The organism is Amycolatopsis sp. NPDC049252, assembly GCF_043197175.1.
Lineage (GTDB): Bacteria > Actinomycetota > Actinomycetes > Mycobacteriales > Pseudonocardiaceae > Amycolatopsis.
Genome location: NZ_JBICSQ010000005.1, coordinates 223,987 through 250,899 on the forward strand (window position 1 = coordinate 223,987; position 26,913 = coordinate 250,899).

At 69.4% G+C, this 26,913-nt stretch carries 29 protein-coding genes and 1 tRNA gene; 14 read left to right on the forward strand and 16 right to left on the reverse strand.

The features are described 5' to 3' along the window. The first annotated feature begins 1 nt into the window (after nt 1). Nucleotides 2–202: a hypothetical protein gene (locus tag ACGFMK_RS10930; RefSeq protein WP_392760470.1), complete on the forward strand. Its 201-nt coding sequence runs from the start codon at nt 2–4 to the stop codon at nt 200–202. A gap of 4 nt (nt 203–206) precedes the next feature. Here the strand turns inward: ACGFMK_RS10930 and ACGFMK_RS10935 are convergent, their stop codons facing one another. Then, nucleotides 207–653: a nitroreductase family deazaflavin-dependent oxidoreductase gene (locus ACGFMK_RS10935; RefSeq protein ID WP_392760472.1), complete on the reverse strand. Its 447-nt coding sequence runs from the start codon at nt 651–653 to the stop codon at nt 207–209. Between the two features lie 128 nt (nt 654–781). Between ACGFMK_RS10935 and ACGFMK_RS10940 the strand changes: the two genes are divergently transcribed. Continuing rightward, the gene (locus ACGFMK_RS10940; protein ID WP_392760474.1) at nt 782–1,453 is read left to right on the forward strand and encodes a TetR/AcrR family transcriptional regulator; all 672 of its coding nucleotides are present in this window, start codon (nt 782–784) and stop codon (nt 1,451–1,453) included. A 70-nt stretch (nt 1,454–1,523) separates the two neighbouring features. Beyond that, nucleotides 1,524–3,044 (forward strand): 3-hydroxyacyl-CoA dehydrogenase, encoded by a 1,521-nt coding sequence (locus ACGFMK_RS10945; protein ID WP_392760475.1) that lies wholly within the window; start codon nt 1,524–1,526, stop codon nt 3,042–3,044. On the opposite strand, the gene ACGFMK_RS10950 is transcribed toward ACGFMK_RS10945, so the two are convergent. Together ACGFMK_RS10950 and ACGFMK_RS10955 are read right to left on the reverse strand one after the other, a co-directional pair. Continuing rightward, complete coding sequence (locus ACGFMK_RS10950; RefSeq protein WP_392760476.1) at nt 3,037–3,564, reverse strand: L,D-transpeptidase family protein; 528 nt, start codon at nt 3,562–3,564, stop codon at nt 3,037–3,039. The two genes, ACGFMK_RS10945 and ACGFMK_RS10950, sit on opposite strands and share 8 nt — an antisense overlap. A gap of 138 nt (nt 3,565–3,702) precedes the next feature. Continuing rightward, nucleotides 3,703–4,356: a L,D-transpeptidase family protein gene (locus tag ACGFMK_RS10955; protein ID WP_392760477.1), complete on the reverse strand. Its 654-nt coding sequence runs from the start codon at nt 4,354–4,356 to the stop codon at nt 3,703–3,705. 109 nt (nt 4,357–4,465) lie between these two features. Between ACGFMK_RS10955 and ACGFMK_RS10960 the strand changes: the two genes are divergently transcribed. Next, the gene (locus ACGFMK_RS10960; protein WP_392760479.1) at nt 4,466–4,987 is read left to right on the forward strand and encodes a GrpB family protein; all 522 of its coding nucleotides are present in this window, start codon (nt 4,466–4,468) and stop codon (nt 4,985–4,987) included. Between the two features lie 113 nt (nt 4,988–5,100). Further along, the gene (locus ACGFMK_RS10965) at nt 5,101–5,610 is read left to right on the forward strand and encodes a hypothetical protein (protein ID WP_392760481.1); all 510 of its coding nucleotides are present in this window, start codon (nt 5,101–5,103) and stop codon (nt 5,608–5,610) included. On the opposite strand, the gene ACGFMK_RS10970 is transcribed toward ACGFMK_RS10965, so the two are convergent. Beyond that, nucleotides 5,600–6,490 (reverse strand): serine/threonine-protein kinase, encoded by an 891-nt coding sequence (locus ACGFMK_RS10970; protein ID WP_392760482.1) that lies wholly within the window; start codon nt 6,488–6,490, stop codon nt 5,600–5,602. The two genes, ACGFMK_RS10965 and ACGFMK_RS10970, sit on opposite strands and share 11 nt — an antisense overlap. A 15-nt stretch (nt 6,491–6,505) precedes the next feature. Continuing rightward, a complete protein-coding gene (locus ACGFMK_RS10975; RefSeq protein WP_392760483.1) occupies nt 6,506–8,200 on the reverse strand; it encodes an N-6 DNA methylase in 1,695 nt (564 codons plus the stop codon). 77 nt (nt 8,201–8,277) lie between these two features. Here ACGFMK_RS10975 and ACGFMK_RS10980 point away from each other — a divergent pair, with 77 nt between their 5' ends. The 3 genes from ACGFMK_RS10980 (at nt 8,278) to ACGFMK_RS10990 (ending at nt 10,418) form a co-directional block, all read left to right on the forward strand. Beyond that, on the forward strand, nt 8,278–9,030 hold the full coding sequence (locus tag ACGFMK_RS10980) for a PP2C family protein-serine/threonine phosphatase (protein WP_392760485.1): 753 nt from the start codon (nt 8,278–8,280) through the stop codon (nt 9,028–9,030). A gap of 44 nt (nt 9,031–9,074) precedes the next feature. Beyond that, nucleotides 9,075–9,159 (forward strand) — tRNA-Ser (locus tag ACGFMK_RS10985). 785 nt (nt 9,160–9,944) lie between these two features. Then, nucleotides 9,945–10,418 carry a HEPN domain-containing protein gene (locus ACGFMK_RS10990; RefSeq protein WP_392760486.1) on the forward strand — a complete coding sequence of 158 codons (474 nt, stop codon included), beginning with the start codon at nt 9,945–9,947 and terminating at the stop codon, nt 10,416–10,418. A 335-nt stretch (nt 10,419–10,753) separates the two neighbouring features. Here ACGFMK_RS10990 and ACGFMK_RS10995 read toward each other — a convergent pair whose 3' ends face one another. Together ACGFMK_RS10995 and ACGFMK_RS11000 are read right to left on the reverse strand one after the other, a co-directional pair. Continuing rightward, entirely contained in the window at nt 10,754–11,539 is a 786-nt protein-coding gene (locus ACGFMK_RS10995) for a hypothetical protein (RefSeq protein ID WP_392760488.1), read from the reverse strand. Continuing rightward, a complete protein-coding gene (locus tag ACGFMK_RS11000) occupies nt 11,536–12,441 on the reverse strand; it encodes a DNA-processing protein DprA (protein WP_392760489.1) in 906 nt (301 codons plus the stop codon). Before ACGFMK_RS11000 ends, ACGFMK_RS10995 begins: the two co-directional genes overlap by 4 nt. A gap of 1,145 nt (nt 12,442–13,586) precedes the next feature. On the opposite strand from ACGFMK_RS11000, the gene ACGFMK_RS11005 reads away from it, so the two are divergent. Genes ACGFMK_RS11005 through ACGFMK_RS11020 form a run of 4 tightly spaced genes read left to right on the forward strand, consistent with a single transcriptional unit; the run spans nt 13,587 to nt 17,264 of the window. Next, nucleotides 13,587–13,847, forward strand: coding sequence for a hypothetical protein (locus tag ACGFMK_RS11005; protein ID WP_285457569.1), 261 nt, complete (start codon nt 13,587–13,589; stop codon nt 13,845–13,847). A gap of 4 nt (nt 13,848–13,851) precedes the next feature. Continuing rightward, complete coding sequence (locus ACGFMK_RS11010; RefSeq protein ID WP_323324606.1) at nt 13,852–14,097, forward strand: hypothetical protein; 246 nt, start codon at nt 13,852–13,854, stop codon at nt 14,095–14,097. A gap of 33 nt (nt 14,098–14,130) precedes the next feature. Continuing rightward, the gene (locus tag ACGFMK_RS11015; RefSeq protein WP_392760492.1) at nt 14,131–16,857 is read left to right on the forward strand and encodes an FtsK/SpoIIIE domain-containing protein; all 2,727 of its coding nucleotides are present in this window, start codon (nt 14,131–14,133) and stop codon (nt 16,855–16,857) included. Beyond that, nucleotides 16,857–17,264, forward strand: a complete 408-nt coding sequence (locus ACGFMK_RS11020) for a hypothetical protein (protein ID WP_392760494.1) — start codon at nt 16,857–16,859, stop codon at nt 17,262–17,264. The genes ACGFMK_RS11015 and ACGFMK_RS11020 overlap by 1 nt, the downstream gene beginning before the upstream one ends. Before the next feature lies 1 nt (nt 17,265). Here ACGFMK_RS11020 and ACGFMK_RS11025 read toward each other — a convergent pair whose 3' ends face one another. The 7 genes from ACGFMK_RS11025 to ACGFMK_RS11055 all read right to left on the reverse strand — a co-directional run bounded on the left by ACGFMK_RS11025 (nt 17,266) and on the right by ACGFMK_RS11055 (nt 23,453). Then, a complete protein-coding gene (locus ACGFMK_RS11025; RefSeq protein ID WP_392760496.1) occupies nt 17,266–17,652 on the reverse strand; it encodes a YbaB/EbfC family DNA-binding protein in 387 nt (128 codons plus the stop codon). A gap of 122 nt (nt 17,653–17,774) precedes the next feature. Further along, complete coding sequence (locus ACGFMK_RS11030; protein WP_392760497.1) at nt 17,775–18,158, reverse strand: hypothetical protein; 384 nt, start codon at nt 18,156–18,158, stop codon at nt 17,775–17,777. Continuing rightward, nucleotides 18,146–18,487, reverse strand: coding sequence for a hypothetical protein (locus ACGFMK_RS11035; RefSeq protein WP_392760499.1), 342 nt, complete (start codon nt 18,485–18,487; stop codon nt 18,146–18,148). The genes ACGFMK_RS11030 and ACGFMK_RS11035 overlap by 13 nt, the downstream gene beginning before the upstream one ends. Next, nucleotides 18,484–19,059, reverse strand: a complete 576-nt coding sequence (locus tag ACGFMK_RS11040) for a hypothetical protein (protein ID WP_392760500.1) — start codon at nt 19,057–19,059, stop codon at nt 18,484–18,486. The genes ACGFMK_RS11035 and ACGFMK_RS11040 overlap by 4 nt, the downstream gene beginning before the upstream one ends. After that, nucleotides 19,059–20,249: a WXG100 family type VII secretion target gene (locus ACGFMK_RS11045; protein WP_392760502.1), complete on the reverse strand. Its 1,191-nt coding sequence runs from the start codon at nt 20,247–20,249 to the stop codon at nt 19,059–19,061. The genes ACGFMK_RS11040 and ACGFMK_RS11045 overlap by 1 nt, the downstream gene beginning before the upstream one ends. Next, nucleotides 20,246–20,821, reverse strand: a complete 576-nt coding sequence (locus ACGFMK_RS11050) for a hypothetical protein (protein ID WP_392760504.1) — start codon at nt 20,819–20,821, stop codon at nt 20,246–20,248. The genes ACGFMK_RS11045 and ACGFMK_RS11050 overlap by 4 nt, the downstream gene beginning before the upstream one ends. Nucleotides 20,822–20,969: 148 nt before the next feature. Then, complete coding sequence (locus ACGFMK_RS11055) at nt 20,970–23,453, reverse strand: endonuclease/exonuclease/phosphatase family protein (protein ID WP_392760506.1); 2,484 nt, start codon at nt 23,451–23,453, stop codon at nt 20,970–20,972. Between the two features lie 126 nt (nt 23,454–23,579). Between ACGFMK_RS11055 and ACGFMK_RS11060 the strand changes: the two genes are divergently transcribed. Next, the gene (locus tag ACGFMK_RS11060) at nt 23,580–24,614 is read left to right on the forward strand and encodes a CapA family protein (protein WP_392760508.1); all 1,035 of its coding nucleotides are present in this window, start codon (nt 23,580–23,582) and stop codon (nt 24,612–24,614) included. 290 nt (nt 24,615–24,904) lie between these two features. Here the strand turns inward: ACGFMK_RS11060 and ACGFMK_RS11065 are convergent, their stop codons facing one another. After that, nucleotides 24,905–25,348: a limonene-1,2-epoxide hydrolase family protein gene (locus tag ACGFMK_RS11065; RefSeq protein ID WP_392760509.1), complete on the reverse strand. Its 444-nt coding sequence runs from the start codon at nt 25,346–25,348 to the stop codon at nt 24,905–24,907. A gap of 16 nt (nt 25,349–25,364) precedes the next feature. Beyond that, nucleotides 25,365–26,282, reverse strand: a complete 918-nt coding sequence (locus ACGFMK_RS11070) for a TauD/TfdA dioxygenase family protein (RefSeq protein ID WP_392760511.1) — start codon at nt 26,280–26,282, stop codon at nt 25,365–25,367. Between the two features lie 324 nt (nt 26,283–26,606). Between ACGFMK_RS11070 and ACGFMK_RS11075 the strand changes: the two genes are divergently transcribed. After that, nucleotides 26,607–26,913, forward strand: a 307-nt coding sequence (locus ACGFMK_RS11075; protein ID WP_392760513.1) for a hypothetical protein, incomplete at its 3' end; no start/stop codon positions are given.

Sequence of the window (26,913 nt, forward strand, 5' to 3'; positions counted from 1 at the left end):
GATGAAGCGCTGGATCACCTTCGCGGTCGGGGTTGTGCTCGTGCTCGTCGGCGCCGTCTGGGTGCTGCAAGGCCTCGGCGTCATCACCGGCAGTTTCATGACCGGCCAGAAGCTGTGGTTCCTCATCGGGCTCGTCGCGTTCCTGGTCGGGATCGTCCTGGTCGCGGCGAACGTGACGCGCCGGCGCAAACCCACTTCGTGACGAGCTACTTCGTGAAGATCTCGAAGACGGGGTAGCCGGGCGCGATCTCGCGCAGCTTCTCGTCCGACGCCTTGGCGTCGACGCCCTCGAAGAACGCGCTGACCTCGAACTTCCAGCGCTTGAGGTAGGCGCGCAGGATGGCGGGCTTCTCGTCGTCGCCCAGCTCGCGGTAGGTGAAGGTGTCGTCGCGCCGTCCGACACGCAGCTGCCCCTGGCCCGCGGCACGCAGGTTGCGCACCCACTGCGTCTCGCCGCGCGCCGCGACGAGGTAGTTCACGCCGTCGATGGTCAGCAGGTTGACCGGGGTCGAGCGCGGCTCGCCGGACTTGCGGCCGACGACGGTCAGCACCCGGCTGCCCAGCAGGCTCACGCCCATCTCGGTCAGCTTCGCGACCAGCTCGTTGAAGACGTTGGTGGACTTGCCGGGCTTGAGGTAGCGGGTCTCGGTCATGGTGTCCTCCGAAGTTTTGGGAGAGCAGTGCTCTCTGTTAAGAGCAGTGAACACCCTCCTGTCACACACTGTCAAGAGCAGTGCTCTCGATTTTGTTCGGCGCTCTCGAACATGGCAGACTGACGGCCATGACCGCGACCCGGACCGCGCGCGAACGTGCCCGCGCCGAACTCACCCAGGAGATCAAGGACGAAGCCCGCCGCCAGCTCGCCGAGGTCGGCGCGAACGGGCTTTCCCTCCGCGCGGTGGCGCGTGAGCTGGGCATGGTCTCGTCCGCGCTGTACCGCTACTTCCCCAGCCGCGACCGGCTGCTGACCGACCTGATCGTCGACGCCTACAACGCGATCGGCGAAGCCGCCGAAAGCGGGGACCCCGGCCAGGGCGAGCCACGCGACCGCTGGCTCGCGATCTGGCAGGCGACGCGCGAGTGGGCGAAAGCGCACCCGCACGAGTACGCGCTGATCTACGGCTCACCGATTCCCGGGTACGAGGCCCCGCAGGACACCGTCGCGCCGGCCGCCCGCGTCGCGCTCGCCCTGGTCAAGGTGCTCACGCACACCGAGCTGCGGGCGATCGACGGCGACGTCGCACCCGGGCTGCGCGCCCAGGCCGAGACGCTCACGAAGGCCCTCGGGATCGTCGCCGGACCCGAGACCGTGGCCCGGCTGCTCATGGCGTGGACCCAGCTGTTCGGGGCGATCAACTTCGACCTGTTCGGCCAGTACGTCGGCAGCGTCGACCCGGCCGACGAGTTCTTCACCCACTCGGCGAGGCGGATGGCGGAGTTCGTGGGCCTGTAGGCGTTCGGCTCCCCGCCAGGGCCGAGACGGTACCGTCGCGCGGTAGGCAACTGCGGAAGGCGGGCACGACGTGACGGGGTGGGCCGGGAAGGTCGGCAGGATCCGGGTGATCGGGACCGGGGTGATGGGCCGCGGGATCGTCCAGCTCGCCGCGACCGCGGGGGTGACCGTCGAGCTGGCCGACGTGCAGCCCGAGGCCGTCGCGAAGGCGATCGAATTCGTCGGCGGGATGGTCGACAAGCTGGCCGCCAAGGGCAAGCTCGACGAGGACCCGAAGGCGGTGAAGGACCGGCTCGTCCCGGTCGACGCGCCGGACGCACCCGCCGAGGGCGTCGACCTGGTCGTCGAAGCCGTGCGCGAGGACCTCGCGACGAAGCGGGCGCTGTTCGCGAGCCTCGAGCGCGTCTGTCCACAGGAGACGGTCTTCGCGACGAACACCAGCTCGCTGTCGGTCACCGAGATCGCCGCCGAGCTGGGCGACCCCGGCCGGCTCGTCGGCCTGCACTTCTTCAACCCGGTGCCGCTGATGCGCCTGGTCGAGGTGGTCCCGGGCACCCGGACGTACGACTGGCTGCCCGCCGAAGCGCTCGAGCTGGTCCGCACCTGGGGTCACGAGCCGGTGCTCGCGAAGGACGCGCCCGGTTTCCTGGTCAACCACGCCGGCCGCGGGCTCGGCACCGAGGCGCTGCAGATCCTCGACGAGGCGCTGGCCGAGCCGGCCGACGTCGACCGCATCGCGCGTGACGTACTCGGCCTGAAGCTCGGCCCGTTCGAGCTGCTCGACCTCACCGGCCTCGACGTGTCCCACGCCGTGCTGGAGAGCATCTGGAGCGGCTTCCACGGTGACCCGCGGCTGCGGCCGTCGTGGCTGACGCGCCCGCGTGTCGCCGCCGGCCTGTTCGGCCGCAAGAACGGCGAGGGCTTCTACCGGCACGTCGAGGGCAAGCAGCAGAACCCGGACGAGCCGGCGGCGCCGCCGAAGCCGGCGGGCCCGGTGTTCACCGCCGACGAGCCCCTCGCCCGCGTGCTGTCGGCCGCCGGTGTGCACGTGGTGCCGGACGCCTATCCCGACGCGGTCCTGCTCGTCCCGCTCTACGGCGAGTCCACTGTGGACGCGGCCACCCGCGGCGGCCTGCCCCTGTCGCGCGTCGCCGGCGTCGACCCGCTGGGCGGTTACGAACGACGGCTGACGCTGTCGGTGCACCCCGGCCTCGACCCGGGTGTGGGCCGGGCGGCCTGGGGTGCGCTGGCCGCCACCGGAAACCCGGTGACGGTGGTCCGCGACGGCCCCGCCCCGATCGCCCAGCGCCTGCTGGCGTCCATTGTGAACACGGCGTGCTTCATCGCGGGACGGCACCTGGCGACGCCGTCGGACATCGACACGGCGGTCCACCTCGGGCTCGGCTACCCGCGCGGCCCGCTGGCCTGGGGCGACCTGGTCGGCGGCGACGTGGTGCTGCGCATCCTGCGCGGCCTCGAGGCGTCCACCGGCGACCCGCGCTACCGGCCGAGCCCGTGGCTCACCGAGCGCGTCGCCCTCGGCCTGCCGCTCACGTCGGCCGGGACGACCCCCGCGGACCTGCTCACCTGACGACCTGAACCTCGTCACCCTTGTCGAGCGAGGAGAAGAACTTCAGCGACACCGCGGCCGAAAGGTGCACGCAGCCGTTCGAGTACTTGGCGAGGCTGCCCTGGTGGAACGCGACGCCGTTGTAGAAGAACACCGAGTTGGGCATCGGCGCGTTGTCGAACTCCTTGGAGAGGTGCATCTTCTCCTTGTAGAGCACGTGCCACGTCCCGACCGGCGTGGTGCTGCCCTTCTTGCCGGGCATGATCTTCACCGGGCCGAAGACGATCTTGCCCTCGTCGAGCAGCCAGGCCTGTTTCCCGGACAGGGAAACGCAGGCCTTCGCGGTGATCGTGCACGGCACACCGGGCGCCATCACGGGCTTGGCCGGAGCAGGCGTCGTCGCCGTCGTGTCCGAAGTGGACGACGGCGGCAGCGTCCCGGCCGCCAGCCGGACATCCGCGGTGCCCCCGGCCGAACAGGCGGTCAGCACCGCCGCGGCGACCAATGTGGACAGAGCCGCCAGCGCCCGCCGTACTCGCATTTTTCCCCCGTAATCCGTGGTGAACCCCTATACCCACCAAGACGCGTGGCACGGCCGGAGGTTGTGCGCACGACGAAGCGGGCCGCCCCCGGAGATCCGGAGACGGCCCGCTTCGTGCTTCAGTTCCGTGTCACCGAGTTACGGGACAACCTGCACGACGTCACCGACGTGCAGCGTGGTGAAGTACTTCAGGGACGAGCTCGCCGACAGGTGGATGCAGCCGTGCGAGTACACCGACAGGCTCCCGGTGTGGAAGGCGTCACCCGGGTAGAAGAAGACCGAGTTCGGCATCGGCGCGTTGTCGAACTCCTTCGACAGGTGCACCTTCTCCTTCGACAGCACGTGGAACGTGCCGGTCGGGGTCGCGTAGCCCTTGCGGCCCGGCAGCATCGAGACCGGCCCGTAGACAACCTTGCCGCCCTGCAGGATCCAGGTCTTGTGCGCCGAGAGGTCCACGCAGGCGGCGGTGCCCGAGGACGCGGCGGCGGCCGCGCACGGCACGCCGGGGTCGGCGGCGGGCTTCGGGGCCGGCTTCGGCTTGGGCTTCGGCTTGGGAGTGGTGCTGGCCGGCGCGGGCTTGGTCGTCGACGGGGTCGTCGACGGCGCCGCGCTGGTTGACGTGGTGGGCGTCGGAGACGCGCTGGTCGACGCCGGAGTCGGCGATCCGCCGCCGGCGCCCGCCGCGACCGCCCCGCCGCCGACGTTCCCGCCGGTGCCGGACGCCCCGCCGGAGCACGCGGCCAGCACGAACGCCGTGGCCAGCGCCGCCGCTCCCACCAGAAGCCTCTTCACGATCCCGTACCCCCAGAAGACTCGATCACGCTCTTGGACACCCCTAAAGACGGGGTGCACCCACCAGAGGTTCGTCCACGAAGGTCACGATTGGGTAGATGATGACCCGATGGTGATCGTTTCCCCCTACAACCCGGCCTGGCCCCAGCGGTTCGCCGAGGCCCGCGCCGAGCTCCTCGCCGTGGCCGGCGACCGGTTCACCGAGGTCGAGCACGTCGGCAGCACGTCCGTGCCGGGCCTCCCGGCCAAGCCGATCATCGACGTCGCCGCGCTCGCGCCCGACCTCGACGCCGTCCCACCAGGCCTGTTCGACGGCCTCGGCTACCGCGCCGAGGACTTCGGTGCCCCGGGTCGGCTGTTGTTCGTCCGGCGTGACGGCGACGTCCGCACCCACCACCTGCACGTCTTCCCGCCGACGAACTGGGAGCACAACAAGGAGCGCATTCTGGCCGCGCACCTGCGGAAGTACCCGGAAGCCGCGCTCCGGTACGGCGAGCTGAAGCAGAAGCTGGCGGCGTCCGGGATGTCCGGTGACGCGTACACCCGGGCCAAGACCGACCTCATCCAGGAGCTGTCCGACGCCGCCCGCGCCGAGCGCGGCCTGCCGCCGGAGCCGGTCTGGGAGGAGTAGCGCGTCCACCTGGGGGTTGAGGCGAGGTTCCACCCGGGACCGACCCGCACACCGACGTAATGCGACGGCCGACGGCCGAAGCTGGAAGCACCTTCGAAACCCGGGAGCTTCCGATGTCCAGCATCGCCACCGTCCTGCTCTACGTCGCCGTCGCCGGCCTCGTCCTGTACCGCGTCGTCTACAAGCAGGTCCGCGGCACGCTGCTCGACCGCAAGTCGCTGGTCACGCTGCCGCTGCTCCTCGTCGTGGTGGGCGGTTACCTGACGCTGAAGGCGCTCCCCGGCGCGTCGGCCGCCGAACTCGGCTTCCTCGGCGTCGACCTGGTCCTGCTCGCCGGGCTCGGCGTGCTCCGCAGCACCACGACAACGCTGACCGTGCGCGCGGGCACGACGTTCCAAAAAGGCTCGGCCGTCACGATCGGCCTCTGGGTGCTGACGATCGGTGTCCGGGCCGGGCTGGTCGCGCTGGCCACCGCGCTCGGCGTCGCCGGCCCGCTGTCGTCGGCGTCGATCGCGCTCACCGTCGGCGTCAGCATCGCGGTGCAGAACGCGACGACCTACCGCCGCATCCAGCTGGCCGGCCTGCCGCTGGCCGACCGGGGCTCGGCGCGCGTCAGCCGCTGACGCGGCCCAACATCCGCGCGTACATCCGGCCCGGGCTGGCCACCGACGGCGGGGCCAGGAACCCCGGCAGCGGCGGCAGCCCGGTGACGAACGGCCCCAGCCGGTCGTACAGCGCGGCCGCGCCGGACGGCCGGGCTTCGGGGTCCTTGGCCAGCATCTCGGCGAGCAACCCGTTGAGCTGCTTCGGAATCCCCGGCACCGGCGGCGGCAGCTCCTTGACCTGCCGCTCGAACACCGCGTACGCCGTGGGCCCGTCGAAGAGCCGCTGCCCGGTGAGCATCTCGTGCAGCACGCAGCCGAGGGCGTAGAGGTCGCTGCGCGGTTCGGCGCCACCGCGCTGGATCTGCTCGGGCGCCATGTACGACGGTGTCCCCAGCAGCTGGCCGGCCCGCGTGAACTGCGCGGCGTCGGCCTCGCGCAGCACGGCGAGCCCGAAGTCCATCACCTTCACCCCGCCGTCCGGGCCGAGCATCAGGTTCGACGGCTTGAGGTCGCGGTGGCACACCGCGAGCGCGTGGGCGGCGGTCAGCACCGCGCACGCCTGCGCCGCGATCACCGCCGCCCACGGCACCGGCAGCGGCCCGTGTTCGGCGAGCAGATCGGCCACCGTCACGCCCTCGACGAACTGCATGACCTGGAACAACCGGTCGTCGTGCGTGCCGTAGTCGTACAACGCCGGTACGCCCGGATGGTCGAGCGTCGCCAGGATCCTTGCTTCGCGGGCGAAGCGGGCTTCGAGCTCTTCGTCACGGCCGGGGAGTCTGAGCAGCTTGATCGCGACGCGCCGGCCCAGCCTGCGGTCGTGCCCGCCGTGCACCGCGCCCATCCCACCGCGGCCGAGCGGCAGTTCGTCGAGCTCGTAGCGGTCGGCGATCAGCATCCGTTCCCCTCGGGCTCATTGCCCTCCCGGGCGCAGCCGTCCTTCGACGAGTCCGGCAAAGCCTAGCCGGACCAGCTCACGGCCGGTTTCGGCCGCCTCGCGCAGAACGTCGTCGAACTCGGCCAGCTGCTGGAAGGCCAGGCCGTAGCGGTACTGGACGTCGAGCGGGCACCGCGGCACCCGCACCCGCCTGCTGTCGATCCGGGTCGACGCGGAGGCGGCCGGGAGGTCGGCCGCGCGCAGGCAGCCGGCGAGGAAGTCGGCGTCCAGCCGGTTCGGGTCGACGCGGTACACCGTCAGCCCGGCACCCACCGGCTGCGCTGGTCCACTGTGGACGTAGGCGATGCCGGTCACCGACGCGACGACGTCACCCGCCTCCGCGACCGGCGGCTCGGCGTCCGCCCGCGCGGCGTGCCGCACCTCGACGACGCCGGCCTTGACCAGCTCGCCGATGGTCGTGAACGCCTGCTCGACGTCCGCCGTCGCCAGGGGTGGCAGCTGCGGTGCCAGCTCGTCGAACCGCTCCCGCACGGCCTGGAACGCCTGCCCGGGATCCTCGTCCCTGGCCCGCCACCGGGCCGGCGAGAGGTCGACGTCGTCGTCGAGCAGGTCGATGATCCGGACGCCGGTTTCGGGCCGCGCCAGGAACTCCAGCCACTCTTCTTCCACTGTGGACAGATCGTCGCCCGACTCGGCGAGCAGCACGGTGGACGGCGGGCGCTCGCCGGGCACCGGGCGTCGCAGGAGCCAGAGGTCCGGGCCGATCGACGTCAACGTGACGACCGCGCGGACGGCGCCCGCGCGCAGCAGGTTGCCGCGGATGCGCTTTCCGCTGCGCCGCCCGGCGGCCGCGCCCGGCATCAGGATCGCCACCGTGCCACCGGGCTCGACGTGCGCCAGGCAGTGCTGCACCCAGGCGAGCTCCGGCTCGCCGCGCGGCGGCAGGCCGTACTCCCAGCGCGCGTCGCCGACCAGCTCGTCGTGACCCCAGGCGCGTTCGTTGAACGGCGGATCGCACAACACGGCTTCGGCGGTCCGGCCCGCGAAGGCGTCTTCGCGTAACGCGTCGACGGCGTGGACCTCCGCCTCGATGCCGCGCAACCGCAGCCGCAGCGACGCGATCGACGCCGTCATCGGGTCGCTGTCCTGGCCCAGCACGGTCTTCGCGCCGCTCGCGAGGGCGAGCGCGCCGAAGCCGCACGCCGGGTCGAGGATGGCCGACACCGGCCCGGCGAGCCGCGCCATCAGCTCGGCGACCGGCTCCGGCGTGGTCGACAGCCGTCGCGAGTGCGCCTCGAAGTACCTGCGGCACAACAACTCGAACGCTTCGACCGGGCCGGCCCGGTGCGTCATCTCGCTGAGCAGCGTGAGCAGCTCGGGGTCGGCGAGCTTGCGGTCGAAGGTGTCGGAAAGCCCGGCCTGGAAGGCGAAGAAGGCACCCGCTCGGCTCACGCGCTCGGCGAGGTCGAGGTCGTCACCGAGGGCGCGCAGGCGCTGCCAAGCGCGTTCACCTTCGGTCAGCTCGAACTTCTTGCCACGGGCGTGGAACCAGCCGGCGACGTCGGACAGGCTGAACAGCGGGCTCGACGCCGTGCCGCCGACCGGCTGCGGGAAGTCGGGGTAACGGCGGCGCCAGTTGCTCACCGCGGCCCGGCCGACCCCGGCGAGGCGCGCGATGTCTGCCGCGCTGACCGTGGCGTCGTCGTCCATGGCGAGGACTCTATCGGAGGATCGTCCATTCAGCCGACATGCTTGTGAACTCAGTCAACCAATGCTTTCATGGGAGCATGACACACGATCGGTACGTCCTGCGGTACGCCGCGGGGTCGGACGTCGGCAGGCGTCGCCGGATCAACGAGGACTCGCTGTACGCGAGTTCCCGCCTGCTCGCCGTCGCCGACGGCATCGGCGGTCAGCCGCACGGCGAAGTGGCCAGCGCGACCGCCGTCGACGTGCTGCGTGAGCTGGACGTCGACCTGCGCCGGGTCGACCTCACGACCATCGACCTGGCGGCGACGCTCACCGGTGTCGTCAAGTCGATCGCCGAACGGCTGACCGAAGTCGCGGCGCAGGAGCCCACGACCGAAGGCATGGGCACCACCCTCACCACCCTGCTGTTCGACGGCGTCACGTTCGCCGCGGCCCACGTCGGCGACTCCCGCGGCTACCTCCTGCGCGACGGCGGTCTCCGCCGGCTGACCCGCGACCACACGCTCGTCCAGGCCCTGGTCGAGGACGGCCGCGTCGCCGCCGAAGACGCCGCCTCCCACCCGCGCCGGTCCCTGCTGATGCGAGCCCTGCAGACGACGGGCTCGAGCGACCCCGACATCTGGACGTTCACCGCGAAGCCGGGCGACCGCTACCTGCTCTGCTCGGACGGCCTCAGCGGCCCGGTCACCGAACAGACCCTGCGCGACACCCTCGAGAGCGGCACCGACCCCGCCGAACTGGTCCCGGAACTGATCCGCCTGGCCAACGAAGGCGGCGGCCCCGACAACATCACCTGCGTCATCGCCGACGTCGCCGAACTCACCGCCTGACCCGCCTTCGTAGTGGCGGAAGGGCATCCGGTATCGTCTCCTGCGGAGGATTGGCCGAGCGGCCTAAGGCGCACGCTTGGAAAGCGTGTTGGGTTCACGCCCTCGCAGGTTCGAATCCTGTATCCTCCGCCGCTGTAACCAGGCAAACGCCCGGATGGCCCAGCTCAGGGCCATCCGGCGTTTTCCGTCTTAGTCTCAGTTCTAGTCTCATTCGCCCATGGTCAGGCCCCTCCGGGTGTCGTCGTCCTCGTTCGCCATGTGGCCCGGATGACGCACTCATGCCGTCGTCGTTCCGCGGCTTCCAACCACTGACACCTTGGCACCGTGAGTATCCCCAGCGGGGCGGCGTCCGAATATGAGCGTGTCACCTGGCAGCACCGCTCGATCCACGCCGATAGGCGCGGTTGCGGTGCCGGTTGCGGACCGCCAACGGCGTTTGTTGCGGTGTTGGGCCCACTTCGTCACCCGACCTCCATCACGTCCCCTCTGCTCGCTGACCAGCCAGTCTCTCGATCCGGATCGTTTTTGACGTCGACCACTGGAGCGCTCAGCGGTCACCGCGACGCGCTCAGCCGCCACGGCGGCCGAGTCCACGAGGCCCGTGGTTTACCAGCCGTTTTCCGACGCTGGCCGGGTTGTTCGCCACCAGCTCGCGCAGGAGCGGACGCAGTTACTAGCACGGGCTGCCCTTGGATCCCTACGTCTAAAGTTCGCCGCCATGAACCTTGAGATGGCGAGCGAAGTGCTCCGTGCGGGCATCTCGACGTCTCGGGGTGAGTCGACCGCGTCAACAAGACGTGGCCGGTCAGCGTCAACACTCGCGCATACTCGTCCGCCACCACCAGTTCTACCGCAAGCGAGAAGTCAGTCGCCATGCGACTGCAGTTAGCTACGCGCGGCTTCGCGGAGGCGCTTTGAAGCTCGAAGGAAAAGCCGAGGTCGAAAGACGTCGCAAGAAGTCACTTTCCGTCATATCGGCAATTGACGGAAAGGGGCTCGATGCGGAACTCCTTTCGCACTACTCTAGATATTTATGCGTACTGATATCTGGATACGCAGAGCAGTCGGTGAAAGAACTTGCTGGCTACTACTGTAAAAAGCGTTCAGCCGACCCGGTCCACAAGTACGCGAGAGGACAATTAAGTCTCCTCAGGAATATTGACTTGGAAAAGTTGAGGAAGCTAATTCAGGCATTTAACACCGTCTGGTGGGACCAGCTAGACCGCGACTTCAACGACGAACTTCAAGCTTTTGTAAGCGTGGCATCGACACGAAATAGTATTTCACATGGTGGCGACACTGGTATCACGCTTGCCACTGCACGACAGTACTTCGAGCAGATTTCGGTAGTCCTCTCGAAGCTGTGCGAGCTTTTCGACCCAGGCTAGGCCCCTGGGAGCACCCAGTGCTCTCCCTAGTGTGAACCAAGCCTGGATCGCTCCAATTGTCCGGCCGCGAACCAGCGCCGAGGCCGGCCGGAGGCGCCGCGCATCCCCTCGCCCCCCTACTACCTCTCACCTGCGCCCGGCAGGGCGATCACCGCAGATCAGTCAGCTTATCTGACATCCGTTCAAAACCCGTCCAGCTGCAGCGTGGCGTCGAGCAGCAGCATGCCGAACCCGCGTCGCCGGTGATCGGCGGCCACCCAGACATCGCAGAGGACGCCGGAGGGCGACCCCGCACAGCTCGCGTCGGTCTGGGCCTGACTCGCCGGCTTACGCGTTCATGATGAGCAGGATCCGTCATCGGTCCATGGGCACCAGGTGGGGTCGTAGTCCCTAGTCAGATGCTTCGCGATGAACTCTTTGTTGTCGCCGTAGGTTGGCTTAAAGTATCGAGCTAGCGACAGCACGGAGACAGTCGTCGCGCCAGCCCTTCGGGCAGTGAGCGCCGCCGACTGCGCGTGCCCTCCAGAGGTCCAGGTGTCGTCGATAACGAGGACATGTGAGCCAGGCGGCAGACTCCCAACTGCCCGGAAATGATCGGCGCGGAACGCTCGGGGCGCGGCGGTTTTCGTCGCGGCAGTCAGCGCAAGTTCCGGCAGACGAGAAAGCATGGGCCTTACCAGGGCATGAAGCGGGTGCTCTCCCGATTTTGCCGGCAGGGAGGGGACCGTAGCCCAGTGCGTGATCCGTCTGCCCGCGAGCTGTTCGACACAGCGCATGTGATGCCACAGCCCGACGAAACAGAGCAAGCTCACAATGTTCCAGTGTTCCTTGACGCGTACCGGCTGTGGCGCCTTGTAGCCACGCATGACGTAGTGCGACTGTGAGCTCTCGATCGCATAGGTCAGAATGCCGACGTAATCGGCAGTGGGGCGATCGGAGCCCGCAGACCGGTGGCTGGCACAGGGCCAGCAGTAGGTGTCACCGGAGTTAACGGTCGTGGTGCATATCAAACATGTCTCGCCAGGAATGCGTAGCGTGTTACGCAGGTAACCACCAGTGGCGCTGACGAGCGTTGCTTCAAGCTGATGCTGCGGGTCTGATGCTCTGGGCGCTTCGCTCATAGGGTGGTAAGCAGCTGCTTCATGGCGTCTGCGACATCCCGGCGCTCAGAGATCACCTTGCGGACGATCTCGGTTACGTCCTTCAGTCCGCTGACGCAGTGCACTCCGGGCCGACCTTCGAGCTTCTGGGCCCAGGTGTTCTGCTGAACCACCGAGTCGGTGAGGATCACCGCGCGGCCGTGTTCTACCGCCAGTCGTGCCTGAACTCGCGTCCCGCTGGTCTCACCCGCCTCGACGACGACGGTCGCGAGTCCGTAGCCGGACATGGTCGCGTTCCGCATGAGGAAATTGTGCCGCTGCGGCGGGGCGTCCGGCCAGAACTGCGACAGCAGAAGCCCGCGCTGCGCGATCTCCTCCTGCAGATCACGGTTCGCGGCCGGGTAGTACTTGTTGATGCCAGTACCGATCACCGCGACCGTCCGACCGCTAGCTTCTAGCGCCGTGCGGTGCACTGCGGCGTCGATCCCTGCGGCGAGGCCGGCGACTGCGGTCACGCCTTCCTTGATGAGAGCGCGGCTGATCTCGCTGGCGATCCCCAGGCCTCGTTCGGAGGCGTTTCGCGATCCGACGACTGACACAGCGGGGTCCTTTGCGAGCAGCTGCCCGCGCCAGAAGAGTATGGGTGGGGCCTGGTGGATCCCGCGAAGCCGAGCCGGGTAGTCGGCATCAAGGACCGAGAGGAAGTTGACGCCAGCCTCTACCCACGACTCAAGTTGGCGATCGGCGGCCGCGAGGGCCTCGTGCTCGCCAGCTTCGTCGAACAGTGTGTCGGGCACGAGGTGGCGCCAGGTCTCCAGTGCGCTGCCGCTGGAGAGGACCTCTGCGGTGATCTCTTGCCAGCCCAGGCCCTCTGGGCGGTGCTGAAGCAGCGCGACGAGCGCGGCGTGCTCAGAACGCTTCACGTTGCCTCCCTTCGTGGCACAACCCGTACGGGTGTCGCAGGGCATCGGCACCTGCGTTACCAGTATCGAACGCACGTACGACATTTTTGCTTCGCGACACCGGTGACCAGCAAGGATGTCACTCTGGCGAGCATGACATCTGGGTGAGTTGCCATGGTCGCAGTGTGGATCCTTGCACAAGCAGGCGAGATGCGTCGGCCACCGGTTGCTCGACTGGGGGCATCACGAGGCGACGTCGCCTCGTGATGCATCGCGCATCGTCAGCCGCTCGACGTCGCTGCTCACATACGAGCGGGCGAAGCCCCGCCCTCGCGCTCCGGAGCAGGGTGCCGCACGCCCTCACTCCACTCGAGGAAGGGCGCTCGGCTGTGTTCATCACGGCCGCTAGCCTAGTCTCAGTTCTAGTCTCATTCGGTCCGATTCAGGGAGGTCTGGTGATGTCGAGACATACCTCTGACCTGGGACTTCAACACCCGCAGACGCCGTTGAACACCCCCATGCAAACTTGGAAAGCGTGTTGGGTTCACGCCCTCGCAGGTTCGAATCCTGTATCCTCCGCGCTTGATCAGGCGAAACGCCGGGTAGCCCCACAGGCCGCCCGGCGTTTCGTCGTTTCCGGCCGGGGATCCGGTACGCCGCTTCGAATTCATGTCCCGAAATCGGGTCTTCGCACTCGCAGTGACCGCCGAGCGCCGGTCGCGAGATCCGGGTAAATCCGCGACTGCGTCGCCCGGCCCTGCGCGCGCTCGTCCACCAGGCCTAATGTGAGACATCTTCAAAAATGCACTGAAGTTTCTTGTGCGGTGGCAGGGAGTTACGAACAGGGCTGAGCGCAGCCCACCGGCCAGGCCGCGATAGTCTCCCCACAACCTCGACCGCCCCCGTTCAGAGAGGCCCGAAGTGGCACGAACAACGCTCTGACCTGGGGCAGTGCAGGCCAACGACGCCAATGTGCGGTGTTCGTGCCGGGTTGACCCCCGCACGCACCGTGATCGGCCAGGCCCCGGACGTTCCTGCGTCCGGGGCCTTGCTGATTCCGGACTCGCGATCACTGGGCATCATCAGATGATCACGGTGAGTCGTGGATCTGTTTCAATGGATATCCGCCCCCGCAAGAACAACCAGACTCGAGGAGTAGAGGCCCGATGGCCGGAGTCGAAGAGATCCGCGCTGGCATCGCGCTCGCCAACGAAAAGGCGTCCGCAGGCATCGCCGCCCTCCAGCAAGCAGCGCAGTCTCTCGAAGAAGCCCAGCAGTCGCTCGCACAAGCGACGCAGGGGAGCAGCCAGCACGAAGTGAGTCAGGCCCACGGCCTGCTGGCCCAGGCTTTGCACGACATCAGTGGCATGCAGAGCACCATCCAGGCCAGCATCTCGTCCGCCGACTCGTACTCGGCGCGTCTCTAGCCGGATGACACTAGCCGAACTTCACCAGCTGCTCACCGCCGTCGTGGCCGGGCTCGCCGACGCGCGCGCCCACTCCGAGCGGGCCACAAGCCTGCTCGGGGAAGCCCGGCAAGCGCTGGTGGACGCCCAGGCCAAGGCCGATCCCTGGCTCCCCTCGCAGTACGCGCAGGCCGGCGAGGGGCTGGATCAGCTCCTCGGCCGCCTGGCCTCCGCCGAGGATCTGGTGAGCGGATACCGGTCACGCCTGTAATCCTTTCCGGGACACCTTTTCTTGGGGACGCCGATGGCCAACAAGTCAGCCGAGCAACGCAACCGCGTCGAAACCGCACTCGACCGGGTCCGCCACCAGATCGGGCTGGTGCTGGGAGCCGCGGCCGGAGCCCGTCAAGCCGCCGAAGCCGATCTGGCCAAACTCGAGCTCGAACGCGCCATCGTCCAGGTCGGCATGAACCACGCCAGCACCGAACAGCAGAACGAGTGGTCCCGCCACCCCGCCGCGCACGAGGTCTTCGGCGCGCTCGGTGCGGTCCGCAGCGCCTACTACACCGACTGGAGCCAGGGCCCGGCCACACTGCGCGAACTGGTCGCGCAGAACGCACCCGGCCCGGCCGGGCAGCCACCGGGCGAGTGGCTCGGCCAGGTCGGCCACAACGCCGGCCTCACGTCGCCCGGCCTGTGGCGCGTCGGCTCGGCGACGGCCGCCGGCGGTGACCCGACCCGCAAGTTCGACGTCGCGGTCCCGCTGCTCGACGAGTCGCACCTGGCGATCACGTCGGCGCCGAAGACCCGGCCCACGATCGACGGGATCGTGCAGAACCTGCTGATCCGCGTGCTTTCGACGTTCGAACCCGGCGCGGTGCGCGTGCACCTGTGGGACGTCGGGCAGCTGACCGCGATCCTGCCGGATCTGTATCCGCTGAACAGCACCAGCGCGCTCTCGCTGTACGACCCGGGACGGCTGGAGGACCTCCTCGACGAGCTGGCCGGGCACATCCGCCGCATCCACGCGACCGGGATGCAGGCCGGCCACACGTCGTTGCGGGAACTGCGGATCGCGCAGCAGCAGCGGATCGAGCCGTTCCGCGTCGCCGTGCTGTACGGCAACGGCGAGACCCTCGAGCCGGAACGCGCCCGCGACCTCAAGCGCGTCGCGAGCGGTGCGCTGGCCGCGGGCATCTGCCTGATCATGATCGACGTGCCGACCGCGGTCAGCGCTCCGGTCGAAACCCTGAGCCTGACCGACGACCGGCACGCGATCAGCAGCATGACCGGCACCGACCTGATCGTCGACCTCGATCCGCCGATGCCGTCCTCGCAGGTGCTGCGCGCCACCGACAAGATCGCCAAGGCGCTGATCGCCAAGCAGGGCGGCCCCCGGTCGTTCGACGACCTGCTGCCGGCCGAGCTCGGGCACCACAGCTCGGCGCGGGAACTCCGTGGCCCGGTGGGCTTCTTCGAGGGCGAGCCGGTCGAGGTCGTGATCGGGGACGCCAGCCCGCACGCGCTGATCGGCGGACCGTCCGGGTCGGGCAAGACCAACTTCCTGTACGCGCTGCTCGGCAGCCTCGCGGCGCGGTACACCCCGAACGAGCTGGCGCTGTACCTGCTGGACTTCAAGGAAGGCGTCTCGTTCGCCGGCCTGGCGCCGGGCCGCAAGGACGCGAGCTGGCTGCCGCACGCACGGCTGGTCGGCGTCAACGTCAACACCGACCGCGAGTTCGGCCTGGCGCTGCTGCGGTTCCTCGCCGACGAGCTGCGACGGCGTTCGGCGGCGGCGAAGGAGCACGAGGTCACGAACCTCGCCGACCTGCGCGAAGCCGACCCCGGCGGCCATTGGCCGCGGATCGTCGCGGTGATCGACGAGTTCCAGTACCTGTTCGCCGGCCGCGACCAGGTGACCGCGACGGCCACCCAGCTGCTCGAGGACATCGCCCGCCGCGGCCGGTCGCAGGGCATCCACATGGTGCTGGCCAGCCAGGACGTCGCCGGCATCGAGGCGTTCTGGGGCAAGCCCGCGGTGTTCGAGCAGTGCACGCTGCGGATCGCGATGCCGAAGGCGCGGCGCGTGCTGGCCGAGACGAACAACGCGGCCGTGTCGGCCCCGAAGTGGCACGCGGTGATCAACCACGACTCCGGCATCGCGCACGGCAACCAGCTGTCCCACGTGCCGGACGCGAGCAGCAAGAACGTGTTCGTCCGGCTGCAGCACCGGCTGTGGGAGGAGTACCAGGGCCGGTTCCCGCGGCCGCGGCTGTTCGACGGCGCGCATTCGCCGATCCTCGAACAGTTCCCGGCATTCCTCGACCTCAAGCCGACGTCCAAGCCGCGGGCGCTGCTGGGCCAGTCGATCGACGTCACCGAAGCGGCGTGCGGCGTCGACCTGCCGCGGGCCCCGGGCCGCAACGTCGCGGTGCTCGGGTCCGCCACCGCCGAGGCTCTGTCCATCATGGACTCCGCGGCGCGCTCGCTGTCGCGGCAGTACGACGCCGGTGAGGTCGAGTTCCTGCTGAGCTGCCCGATCGAGGCGTGCGCGCCGGCCGCGCTGGAGCTGACCTACCGGCTGCGCGAGGACGGCCACGCGGCGACCCTCGTCGACGACCTGACCGGCGTGCTCGAGTCGATGACGGGCTCGATGACCGGCGGCGCGAAGATCCTGCTGCTCTACGGCGTCGACGCAGCGCTGCCCCACCTCGAGGCGAAGGCGGTCGGGCAGCTGAAGAGCGGGCTCGACCACCTGCGCGTGATCCTCAAACAGGGCCCGGGACACGGCATCCACACGATCGGCTGGTGGCGCAGCATCGCCCGCCTCAAGGACACGCTGGGGTTCGCGGGCACCGACGACATCGGCGCGTGGGCCGCACTCGACGTCCAGGGCAACGAGCTCGCGCCGTTCGCGGCCGGCCAGGTCGTGCACTGGTCACCGCGCCCGGGCCGCGCGTTGTTCTTCGACCGGACGACCCACGGCGCACCCGAAGTGATCATCCCGTTCCAGCGCCCGGAGAACGCGTAATGACCGACGACGGTGCCACCGCGGCCATGCGGTACAAGGAGACCATCGCCCTTTCGCGGGGCTCGGCGGAGAACCTGCGCGCCTGGGAGCTGAACCGCGCGCAGGAGCTCGAAGCGGAGATCGAGGAAGCCAAGGCCGCGATCGAGGTGGCGGCCGAACGCGAACAGCGCGCGTCCGAGCGCGCGACGCGCTGGTGGAAGATGGCCCTGCACAACATCCAGGGCCTGACGTGGCTCCCCCCGGGCGACAACCCCCACCCGGTCTCGACGGCCCGCGCGGCCTACCTCGAGCGCTACCTCGAGGAGGTCAAGCCGAGCTATCAGGAACTGGTCCAGGCGGTCCTGGGCCTGGGCTGGCGAGCCAAGCGCGCGGCGGCGAAGCGCGGGGAGGAACCACCGCAGGCCTAGCTCAGACGTCGAAGACGGTATCGTAGGTCTCGTCGTCGTCCGGAACCTCCCTGCGCTGCGGCTGCCGTTGCGGCTGCCGCGCTTGCGGCGCCTGCGGTTGCTGCTCCGGACTCGCGAGCAGGCCACCGGCGGCAACGGCTTCCCGGACGGCGGCGGTGATGATCCGGCTGAGACTGACGGCGTCGTAACGCATGGCCTCGGCCGCGAGCCGCACCTCGCTGACGACACCGCCGGGTCCGGCGAGCACCGTGACGCTCCGATCCGGGGAGACGACGGTCGTGTGCCCGCTCCCGGCGATCCCCGCGAGCAGCCGCTGGTTCTCGGCCTTGCGGTCCTCGAGCTGCTTGAGCTGCCAGCGCATCTCTTCGATCAGCTGTGGATTGTTCATCGTCTCCCCGAATACCGCATGAATTCGTAGTATTTCTGGTTCCGTTGCACGGTGTACCCCCGGCTGTGGGCGAGCACCATCAGCTCGGGAAGGGTCAGCTCCTCGAAGGCAGCGAAAAGTCGTTAGAGCGGCCTGCCGTCCAGCATCTGCGCGACGTACGCCGCCCGGGGGTTACCTGTGAACGCCGTCTGGGGCGCGCCACGCGCGAACTCGTACCGCAGCACCGCCGGATTCGGAGTCAAGGCGTAACCGTGGGCCTGCGCCGTGCTCAACACATCCGGCACCGACAGGGCACATTCGGCGTAAGGGACATAGACGAGCGGGCGCCCATCGAGCCGCTGGACGAGCAGCCGGCTGCCGGCCCGCCGGCGCTTGTCGATCCGGCTCCTCACGAAGAGCGCCACCGAGATACCGACGATCACGAGCGCGACGAAGATTCCGAGCGTCTCGAAGTACTCGGTGGTACTGCCGTTGAATTTACTGCCGGCCACGTTCACGTCGACCACTGCCCCGGCGGCACCCGGCGCGGCGCGCGGACGAACTCGTAGTACTTGGTGACTCGGTGTTCGATCAGAGCGTAACCGCGGCTGTGCGCGACTCGGAGGAGATCCTCCGGAGTCAGGCCGATCTCGATCATCCGGACGCACACCTGATCGCGACCATCGAGCTGCGCGGCCAGGAGCGCCATCTGTTTGTCCCGAGGATTCCTGGACCGCACGATTCGGATGATGGTCATCGTCAGGCCGCCGACCACGAGGCCGCCGATCACGATGAACCCGAGCACGTACGCCACCGGGGACGCGGGGGCATCCGCAGCCAGCGTCCAGACGGTCATGCGTTCTCCTGGCCGCGCAAGCTCCAAGCCACCCGGGCTGTCGCCTCGGCAACGGCCGGCCAGGCGTCATCGGACCCCGCGGCGACCGAAAGCACCACCACGGAGCGACCGTCCGGCAACGGAATCTGGTACTCGGCCTTGATCTGCGCGCGTACGTCCCCTTCCGGCAGGTGGAACTCGCCGCCGCTGATCGCGACGACAGCCGGGCCGATCGGCAGCCGCACCGGCTGGACAACCGCGCGAGGATGGCTCCTCCGGTACTGCTCGGCCATGGCCGCGACAACGGCGTCCGGGTTCCTGGGCGCGGTCTCGGGCCACCGCACCACGCCCAGCGTCAGGGTCGCGACATCCGACTGCCGCGGTCCGACGGCGAACTTGCCGAACACGCGGATACCGTTGGCCTGCATGGTCGGCACCAGCGCCATCAGGTAGCTGCCGAACTCCTCGATGCTCTTACCCGCTCCGGACGCCAGGTTCTCCGCGACGGTCCAGGCGTGTCCGCGGTTCATCTTGTCGTCACTGCCCACCGGCATCCCGGCGAACCCGGGCGGCAGGTCGATCTGCAGCGGCATCAGTTCCACACCTCGTCTTCCGCCCGTTCACGACGCCGTTCCGGCGCGTTGTCGGCCTTCACACCGGCTTCCGCCGCGTTCAGGTAGGCGCCTGCCCCTGGTGAAAGGGCCATGGCCCAGTCGCCGGCGTCCTTCGGCAGCCAATAGCTCTTGAAGTCGCTGATCGGCCCTTCGAAGCTCCCACCCAGCACCTGGCTCACGGCGTCGAACTGGAACTGAGCCCCGAACGCGCCGTAGCCGAGGCCTTTCATCAGGCCACCGACACCCGGTGGTGCGACGATGCCGATCAGCGATGTCGCGGCCCCGATCCCGTCGAAGGTCAGGGTCTCCGGGGCGACATCGGCACCCGCCGCCGCCGCGGTGGCGTGACCGGCCAACGCCGCGACCCCCAGGCTGGTACCGACAGCGCCGACCACCACGTCGGCCGGCGGCGGGAGGAACTCGCCGGCGAACCCGAGAATGTTGCCGATGTCCCCCGTCACATCGGACGTCTTCGACAACAGCTCCGCGTGGTCCTGGACGAAATCCCACGCCTGATCCACCGAGTCGGCCAGGGCGTTCGAGAGGTCGGTCAGTGCCCCGCCGACGGCGTCGCCCAGCTTGTCGAGCAGGCCCGGCTCGTCCGGGGCCAGCTCCTTCGCCTTCCTCAGCTGCTCCGCGACCCTAGCCGCGGCTTCCGTGTGCTCCTGCTGCAGCTGCTTCGCCGCATCCTGAATGCTCTGGCAGCCGTCGATCGCGGTCTGCAGCCGCCGGCCCGCGTTGTCGAGCAGGCGCTGGGCGATCTGCAGTGACTGCTGGTCCGGGAACGTCCGGTTCGCCAGCGCGAGGTCCGGGTTCGCACGGGCCTCCTGCGCCGCGCGGGCTGCGGCTTCCGCCCGAGCCTCCAGGTCCACCGCACGTTTGTGCAGGTCACCGAGGTCGTGTGACCACGTTTCGAGGGCGTCCGCGGCCTGGCCCATCGACTTGGCCGCGGTGTCGAGGTACTCCGGCAGCGGGCCGACGCGCCGGGCGAACGCCTCGCTCGCGTCACCCTGCCAGACGCCCTGCTTCGTGACGATCTGCCGCAGCGAAACGTTCGCCTCGGCCAGATCGCCGCTCACCGCCCGGTACTTGCCCGCCAGGTCCGTGACGCCGTCGAGGTCGCCCGGCGCGGGGTCGAAGCCCAGCGCCGGGAAGTCCTGGGCGGTCACCGGTCGAGGCCGTTCAGGATGTCGGTGATGCCGCCGGTCGCGCCACCTCCGACCGGACCGTCACCGCCCTCGTTCCCGGGCCCCGCACCGGCCGGGCCGTCCGCCAGCCGGTTGATCCCGGGCACCCCACCGGTGGCCCCGCCGCCGACCGGACCGTCGCCCTCTTCGTCCCCCAGCACCGCACCGCCGATGCCGCCGCCGTCCGCCAGCCGGTTGATCCCCGGCACTCCACCGGTAACCCCGCCACCCACTGGCCCGCCGCCGTCCCCCAGCACCGCGGAGCCGAACTTCGACAGCTCGCCGCCGAACTGAGCCTCGATCTGCTCGTACTTCTGCTTCGCCTGCTTCAGGCGTTCAGTGATGTCCTTCGCCGCGTCACCGAGCTTGCCGATCCCGTAGCCCCAGGCCTCTTCGAACTCGACGCCCGCCTTGCCCAGCTCGGCCGTGCCCAGCGAACCGAACGCGCCACCACCGCCGAGCTTCTTGTTCGCGTCGGCCATCCGGCCCGCCGCCGTGTCCAACTCGCCGATGAGCTTGCCCAGCTCGTCGACCTTCACCGCGTAACCGTCCACGCCACCCCTCCCCTGTGGTCCCTTCGAAACGTAAGACGGCCGCCTACGCTGCGCGGTTTCGTCCTCACTTGAAGTTACCCGATGGAGTGAGCAGGAAAAGGGCCACCACCGGAGACGTACCCGGTGGTGGCCCTTTTCGCGCGTGCGGCTACGGCTGCGGGAAGTACTTCCCGAGCACCTGCTCCAGGTAGTCGAGCAGGTCGTACAGCGCGTCCTGGATCGCGTTGCCGGTGCTCGGGCGGAACCGGATCACCTGCGGGTCGTGGTCGCTGGCCTGGTCGGCGAACTCCGCGTTGATGTGGACGACGTCGTAGTCCACGCCGCGCGGTGCCTTCGACGCCAGGATGTGGTCCAGCACCTGGGACTGGCCCTCGAACACATAGCTGTAGCGCTCCGCCTCCGGCACCGATGCGATCAGGTCCTTCAGCGCACCACCCGCGGTGAGCGTCTGGACGGCCGGCGAGAACGGGTAGTCGTTCAGGTCGCCCGCCACCACGACGTTCGCGTTCTTGTCCGACGCCAGGAGCTGGTCGACGAACCCGCGCAGCACCGTCGCCTGCTTGGCGCGCTGCACCTCGGAACTGCGCACCGGCGGCTGGTTGCGGCCGTGCGTCGGCTGGTCGCCGCCCTTCGAGTTGAAGTGGTTGGCGATGACGAACACCGTGCGGCCCTGGAAAACGAACTCGCCGGCCAGCGGCTTGCGGCTGGTCGTCCAGGCGTCGTTCGCCGGGTCGACACGGCCCGGCGACGCCGTCAGGTGCGTCTTACCGTGGTCCTTGGTCACGCTCACCGGCGTCGTCGACGAACCACCCGGTCGGTCCACAAAGGACACCCGGGCCGGGTTGTACAGGAACGCCACCCGGATGTTGCCACCCGGCTGGCCGCCGTCCTGGTCGTTCACCGGGTCGATCGAGCGCCACTGGTAGCGCGGGCCACCCTTGGCGACGATGGCGTCGGTGAACTTCTGCAGGGTCTGGTCCGCGGCGACGACGCCGTCGTCGGTCGCGCCCGTGTTGTCCTGGATCTCCTCCAGGTTCACGATGTCCGGCGTGGCCAGGTGCGTCACGATCGCCTCGCCGAGCCGGTCGTACTTCGCCTGCGGGTCGCCCGGCGCCAGGTTCTCGACGTTGTAGGTCGCCACGGCCAGCTCACCCGTGCGCTGCTTGCGCGTGGTCTCGGCCTGCAGCCCGTTGTCCTTTTCGGCCCCGAGCACGCTGGCCAGCAGCGTGTAGCCGCCGAAGGTGCTGTACTCGACCGGCCCGGAGGTGACGCCGGTCAGCGCGTCGCCGACGTTGAGCTTCGGGAACGGCCGCTGGTCGAACGAGATCAGCGACTGCACCTTGAGGACACCGCTGTTGAGCTTGTCGTAGCCCAGGTAGACGCTGCCGCCGCGGACCGACCGGTGCTGGTCCGGCTTGGTCGTCACGTACAGCTCGTTGAACGAGTTCGACGGGCCGACGACGCGGGCGTCGGTCACGCTCACGATCTCGCTCTCGTGCGCCTCCCAGAAGTCCAGGGCGTATTTGGCCGGCTCCAGGGGCAGCGCCTCGATGTTGCCGCCGGGCGACGGCGCGTACGTCTCCGGCACCGTCGCCGGGCTCAGCACGGTCGGCGCGGGCAGCGCGTTGCCGTGCGAGTCGACCGTCCACTGTGCACTGCTCAGCTCGGTCAGCGACTGGTAGACCGACGTCGACGGCGTGTCCGGGTAGAACTCGCGGACGGTGCCGGTCGCGGTCACGGCGTCACCCACGGTGACGGCCGGGCTCGTCGAGCCGGTGAACACGAACAGGCCTTCGCTGGTACGCGGGTCACTGTCCGGAGCCGGGTCGGTGAACCAGAAGCCGCGGGACGAGCCGAACGTCCGGGTCGCGGTGACGACCCCGGTGACACCGCTGACCTTCTGGTCCTTGAACGGCGAGATCCGCGTCGTGCCCTGGATTTCGTGGATCTTCGCGGGCGTCCCCGGCTCACCGGGGCCACCGCCGCCGGTGGTCTCGCCCGCGGCGTTCGTCGGCGTCGGGTCGCCGACGGTGAAGTCGGTGGCGTTGTCGTCGGTGTCGGCCAGCGCCGTACCGCGCGCGACGGACGTCGAGTTCGACGGCGCGGCGGTCGGGTTGCCCTCCCGGACGGTGGCGGTGCCGAACCCGACGAGGTCCTTGACGCGCGTGTCGGCCGCGCAGTCCGCGGCGGTCTTGCAGGTCAGCGCGGTGGTCCCGGAGACGAGGGCGATCGTGCCCGCGGTCGCCGACATCGCGATCGTGCCGGTCGCGTCCGGTGCGGGCAGGGCGACGGTGCCCCCGGAGCCCTTGCCCTCGGCCACCAGGTAGCGCCCGTTCGGCGCAACACTGCCGGTCAGCTGCGTCACCTGCCAGGTGCTCGACGCGCCCGGCGAGCCGGGCAGGTACTGGACGCTGAAGCCGGCCAGGCTAGCGGCCGCAGTACCGTGGTTGCCGAGTTCGACGAAGTCGTTGGTCAGTGTGGCGCCGGAGTTGCCGCCACCGCCGTAGACCTCGGCGATGACCGCGTCGGCGCTGGGTGTGGCGAAGGCGGCCGGTGCGGCCACCCCGCCGAGCACCAGGCCCGACGCGACGGCCACGGTCAGCGCAGCCTTGGATCTGTGGGTCTTGGTCACCCTGAGTCCCCTTTTTGCTTGAACAGTCGTGGCATAGTCCCCCGAACAGATGAGGATCAGGAAGACAAAGATGCAACGATTCGTAACAACTACTTTCGTCGTCACTCGATCGGCAGAGCAGGTTTCGTGATCACGCTGGTACTCGGCGGGGACGTCAACGTTCAGGGCCGCGCGAAGCCGTCGGAAGCGTTCGAACACCTGCATCCCCTGCTCCAGGGCGCCGATCTCCGCTTCGTGAACCTCGAAGGACCGCTCTCGGGCACCGCCGGGAACTCCGGCGGCGCGGACATCCCGCACAAACCGAACTGGCGGCATTCCGCACCCGAGATGGTCGAAGCGCTGACGGCCGCCGGCATCGACGTGGTGTCGTGCGCCAACAACGTGACCTACCCGCCGGCCGCCGCGCTGGCGAGCCTCGCCGTGCTCGACGAAGCCGGGATCGCGCACTGCGGCGCCGGCACGGGCCTCGCCGCGGCGCACGCGCCGGCCGTGCTCGAACGCTCCGGGCAGAAGGTCGCCTTCCTCGCGTACACGTCGCTCTGCTGGCCGTTCGGCCAGGCGGCGCAGGTGACGGCTCCGGGCGTCGCCCCAGCGTTTGCGACCACCTCCTACCAGCCGGACCCGCGTGTCGCCGACATCCCGGGACGGCCGCCGCTGGTGCGCACGACGCCGGTGCCCGAGCACCTGGAGCGGCTCGTCGCGGACGTGAAGCGGGCCAAGGCGGCCAACGACCACGTCGTCGTCTCGATGCACTGGGGCCTGCCCGGCGCGGACCTCGCGGAGTACCAGGTGACCTACGGCCGGGCGGCGATCGACGCCGGCGCCGACCTGGTCGCCGGGCACGGCCCGCACACGATCCAGGCCGTCGAGGTGTACCGGGGCCGCGCGATCCTCTACAGCCTCGGCAACCTCGTGTTCGACTGGCCCGCGATGCGCGGGCGGCACGTCGACGGGCTGCTGGCCGGCTGCCTGCTCGGCGACGAACCCCGGCTCGAGCTCATCCCGGTGCGGCGCAATGCCGACAACGTGTGCGAACCGCTCGCGGGCGAGGAGGCGGACCGGGTGCTGCACTACGTCGCGGACGTCTCCGCACAGCGCGCCACCGCGGTGACCGTGCGGGACGGAATCGCCTCCGTGGCGGGATTAGGCGTTGGGGCGTAACGGATCGCGCGCGAGGAGTTACAGCTCGCGTTGTCCCTGTCACCCATCCGGCGCATCTGCCTTAAATGCAGGTCAAGGACCGGAGTCACCGGTGTGAAGCAGCGGTACGGTCTGTTTCGGCCGCCAGAAAAGTGGCGCACACCACTCAGGAGGCACAAGAAGTCAGCACGACACGGGGGGAGGGAGAATGATCATGTGGGGGTTGATCGTTCTCAGCTGCGTGTTCGTGCTGGTACTGGGGACCGCCGCGGTCGTGGACCTTCGGGCCCACCACCGCGGCCGTAACCGCGTCAGCGGACAGCCGACCTCGCCCGATAACGGCCGATGAGCGTCCGCGCACCGGCCAGCGCGACCCGCCCGGCGCCCTTCGCACTCGCCGCGAGCACCGTCGTCCAGTCGAAGTAGTCGCGCCACAGCACGATCCGGCCGCCTTCGACCTCGAACGTGCCACACACCCAGAACTCCGCCTCCCACGCGCCGCGGCGCAGCACGTCGGTGCGTTCGGTGAGCACGACGTTGCCGTCCGCGGCGATGTGGTGCGTCCGCGCCTCGAACCCCGAGCCGAACCGGGCCATCAGCCGCAGCTGCTTTTCGACCGCCGCGACGCCGCGGGCGGCCGGCAACGGCACGTTCTGGTACACGATGTCGCTCGCCGCGAACGTCAGCGCACGGTCGATGTCGAGGTCCTCGAGGGCCTTCAGGAAACCGGTCACCACTGCCTGGGGTTCGGTCATGCCCCCAGGCTAAGGCTCAGAACGGCCGGTCGCCCGCGATGGCGACGCGCTCCGCGATCCGGACGTGCGGGTGGTAGTCGTTCACCGCGTAGTGCTGCGTCGCGCGGTTGTCCCAGAACGCCACCGAGTCCGGCCGCCAGCTGAACCGCACCTGGAACTCGGGCGTGTGCGCCTGCAGGAACAGGTACCGCAGCAGCCGGTCGCTCTCGGCGCGTTCCAGTCCGACGATGTGCGTCGTGAACGCCTGGTTGACGAACAGGGTGCGCCGCCCGGTCTCCGGGTGGGTCCGCACGACCGGGTGCTCGACCGGCGGGAACCGCTCCTGCCACTGCGCGAGCAGCGCCGGATCGGCGAACCGGTCGAAGCCGGGGAGGTAGTCGTGCACCGCGGTGAGCCCGTCGATCCGAGCGCGGACGTCTTCGGGCAGGTTGTCGTAGGCGGCGGCCATGTCGGCCCACATCGTGTCGCCGCCGACCGGCGGCACCTCGATCAGCCGCAGCACCGAGCCGAGCGCCGGGTTGGGCCGCCAGGTGACGTCGGTGTGCCAGATGTTCTCGTAGCCGGGCATGGCGGCCGTGCGCTCGAAGCGCGTGACGTGGTCGTCGTCGCCCCGCGCGATGAACGGGTTGGTCTCCAGCTCACCCCAGTTCGCGGCGAAGGCGCGCTGCTGCGCCGACGTGATCCGCTGGTCGCGGAAGAAGACCACCTTCCACTCGAGCAGCGCGCGGTTGAGCTCTTCCCTCAGCTCAGGGGTGACGGGTTCGCCGAGATCGACACCTTCGACCTCCGCGCCGATCACCCGGCCGAGCGGGCGGAGGGTGAACAGTTCGTACGGTTCGGACGTCTGGTGCAGGACACGCGGGCCTTCGACGATGCCGTCGGCGGGCGTCACGGCCTCGCGTAGCTGAACCCGGGCAGGCAGGTCTACGGACATTGTTGTGCTCCAAGGGTTTTCGGGGGATTTCGGACGCCGGGCTCGCGTCAGGCAGGGGGTGAGCCCAGGCGGCCGCGGCGCAGGAGCAGCTCCACGGTGCCTTCCCCAACCGACCGCTTGGAGGCGCGGCCGTGCCACCGGACAGGCGTGCTTTCCGAGGTGGCGGGCATGAGCTCATGGTCACCGTTGTCCCGCCCCGCGGTCAAGACGTCCACTTGGTGGAACACCCCCAATGCCGCAGGTCACCGCGATGCGGGCGACCCGGGAGCATGAGGCAAGATCTTCCACGATCGAGTGAGCGCCCTTGACGACGGAGGTCTCCCCATGCCGGAAGGCAGAGGCTCGCGGATCGACAGTGACTTCCCGGGGCTTCGCCCCGGGGCCGGGGGCTTTGCCACCCGGAACCCCCCGAAGAGGCCTGACCGGCTGCGCACGGCGGCCGACCAGCTGGACCAGGCCGCGGCCGCCGACGACAAGGCGGCCGGCCGGTTCGCCGAGGCCCGCGTCGACTCGACGCCGTTCGGCATCTCGGCGCAGGCCCGCGAGCTCGCGGGCCGCTGGTCGGCCGCGCTCGCGGCCCGGGAAGCGGACGCGCGCGTCCTCGGCGACGCGACGTCGGACCTGGCCGGCC

Excerpts from the sequence above, each read along its gene's own strand:
- ACGFMK_RS10930 (WP_392760470.1), top strand. The coding sequence starts at position 2 with ATGAAGCGCTGGATCACCTTCGCGGTCGGGGTTGTGCTCGTGCTCGTC.
- ACGFMK_RS10935 (WP_392760472.1), bottom strand. The coding sequence starts at position 653 with ATGACCGAGACCCGCTACCTCAAGCCCGGCAAGTCCACCAACGTCTTC.
- ACGFMK_RS10940 (WP_392760474.1), top strand. The coding sequence starts at position 782 with ATGACCGCGACCCGGACCGCGCGCGAACGTGCCCGCGCCGAACTCACC.
- ACGFMK_RS10950 (WP_392760476.1), bottom strand. The coding sequence starts at position 3,564 with ATGCGAGTACGGCGGGCGCTGGCGGCTCTGTCCACATTGGTCGCCGCG.
- ACGFMK_RS10960 (WP_392760479.1), top strand. The coding sequence starts at position 4,466 with ATGGTGATCGTTTCCCCCTACAACCCGGCCTGGCCCCAGCGGTTCGCC.
- ACGFMK_RS10965 (WP_392760481.1), top strand. The coding sequence starts at position 5,101 with ATGTCCAGCATCGCCACCGTCCTGCTCTACGTCGCCGTCGCCGGCCTC.
- ACGFMK_RS10970 (WP_392760482.1), bottom strand. The coding sequence starts at position 6,490 with ATGCTGATCGCCGACCGCTACGAGCTCGACGAACTGCCGCTCGGCCGC.
- ACGFMK_RS10975 (WP_392760483.1), bottom strand. The coding sequence starts at position 8,200 with ATGGACGACGACGCCACGGTCAGCGCGGCAGACATCGCGCGCCTCGCC.
- ACGFMK_RS10980 (WP_392760485.1), top strand. The coding sequence starts at position 8,278 with ATGACACACGATCGGTACGTCCTGCGGTACGCCGCGGGGTCGGACGTC.
- ACGFMK_RS10995 (WP_392760488.1), bottom strand. The coding sequence starts at position 11,539 with ATGAGCGAAGCGCCCAGAGCATCAGACCCGCAGCATCAGCTTGAAGCA.
- ACGFMK_RS11005 (WP_285457569.1), top strand. The coding sequence starts at position 13,587 with ATGGCCGGAGTCGAAGAGATCCGCGCTGGCATCGCGCTCGCCAACGAA.
- ACGFMK_RS11010 (WP_323324606.1), top strand. The coding sequence starts at position 13,852 with ATGACACTAGCCGAACTTCACCAGCTGCTCACCGCCGTCGTGGCCGGG.
- ACGFMK_RS11015 (WP_392760492.1), top strand. The coding sequence starts at position 14,131 with ATGGCCAACAAGTCAGCCGAGCAACGCAACCGCGTCGAAACCGCACTC.
- ACGFMK_RS11020 (WP_392760494.1), top strand. The coding sequence starts at position 16,857 with ATGACCGACGACGGTGCCACCGCGGCCATGCGGTACAAGGAGACCATC.
- ACGFMK_RS11025 (WP_392760496.1), bottom strand. The coding sequence starts at position 17,652 with ATGAACAATCCACAGCTGATCGAAGAGATGCGCTGGCAGCTCAAGCAG.
- ACGFMK_RS11035 (WP_392760499.1), bottom strand. The coding sequence starts at position 18,487 with ATGACCGTCTGGACGCTGGCTGCGGATGCCCCCGCGTCCCCGGTGGCG.
- ACGFMK_RS11040 (WP_392760500.1), bottom strand. The coding sequence starts at position 19,059 with ATGCCGCTGCAGATCGACCTGCCGCCCGGGTTCGCCGGGATGCCGGTG.
- ACGFMK_RS11065 (WP_392760509.1), bottom strand. The coding sequence starts at position 25,348 with ATGACCGAACCCCAGGCAGTGGTGACCGGTTTCCTGAAGGCCCTCGAG.
- ACGFMK_RS11070 (WP_392760511.1), bottom strand. The coding sequence starts at position 26,282 with ATGTCCGTAGACCTGCCTGCCCGGGTTCAGCTACGCGAGGCCGTGACG.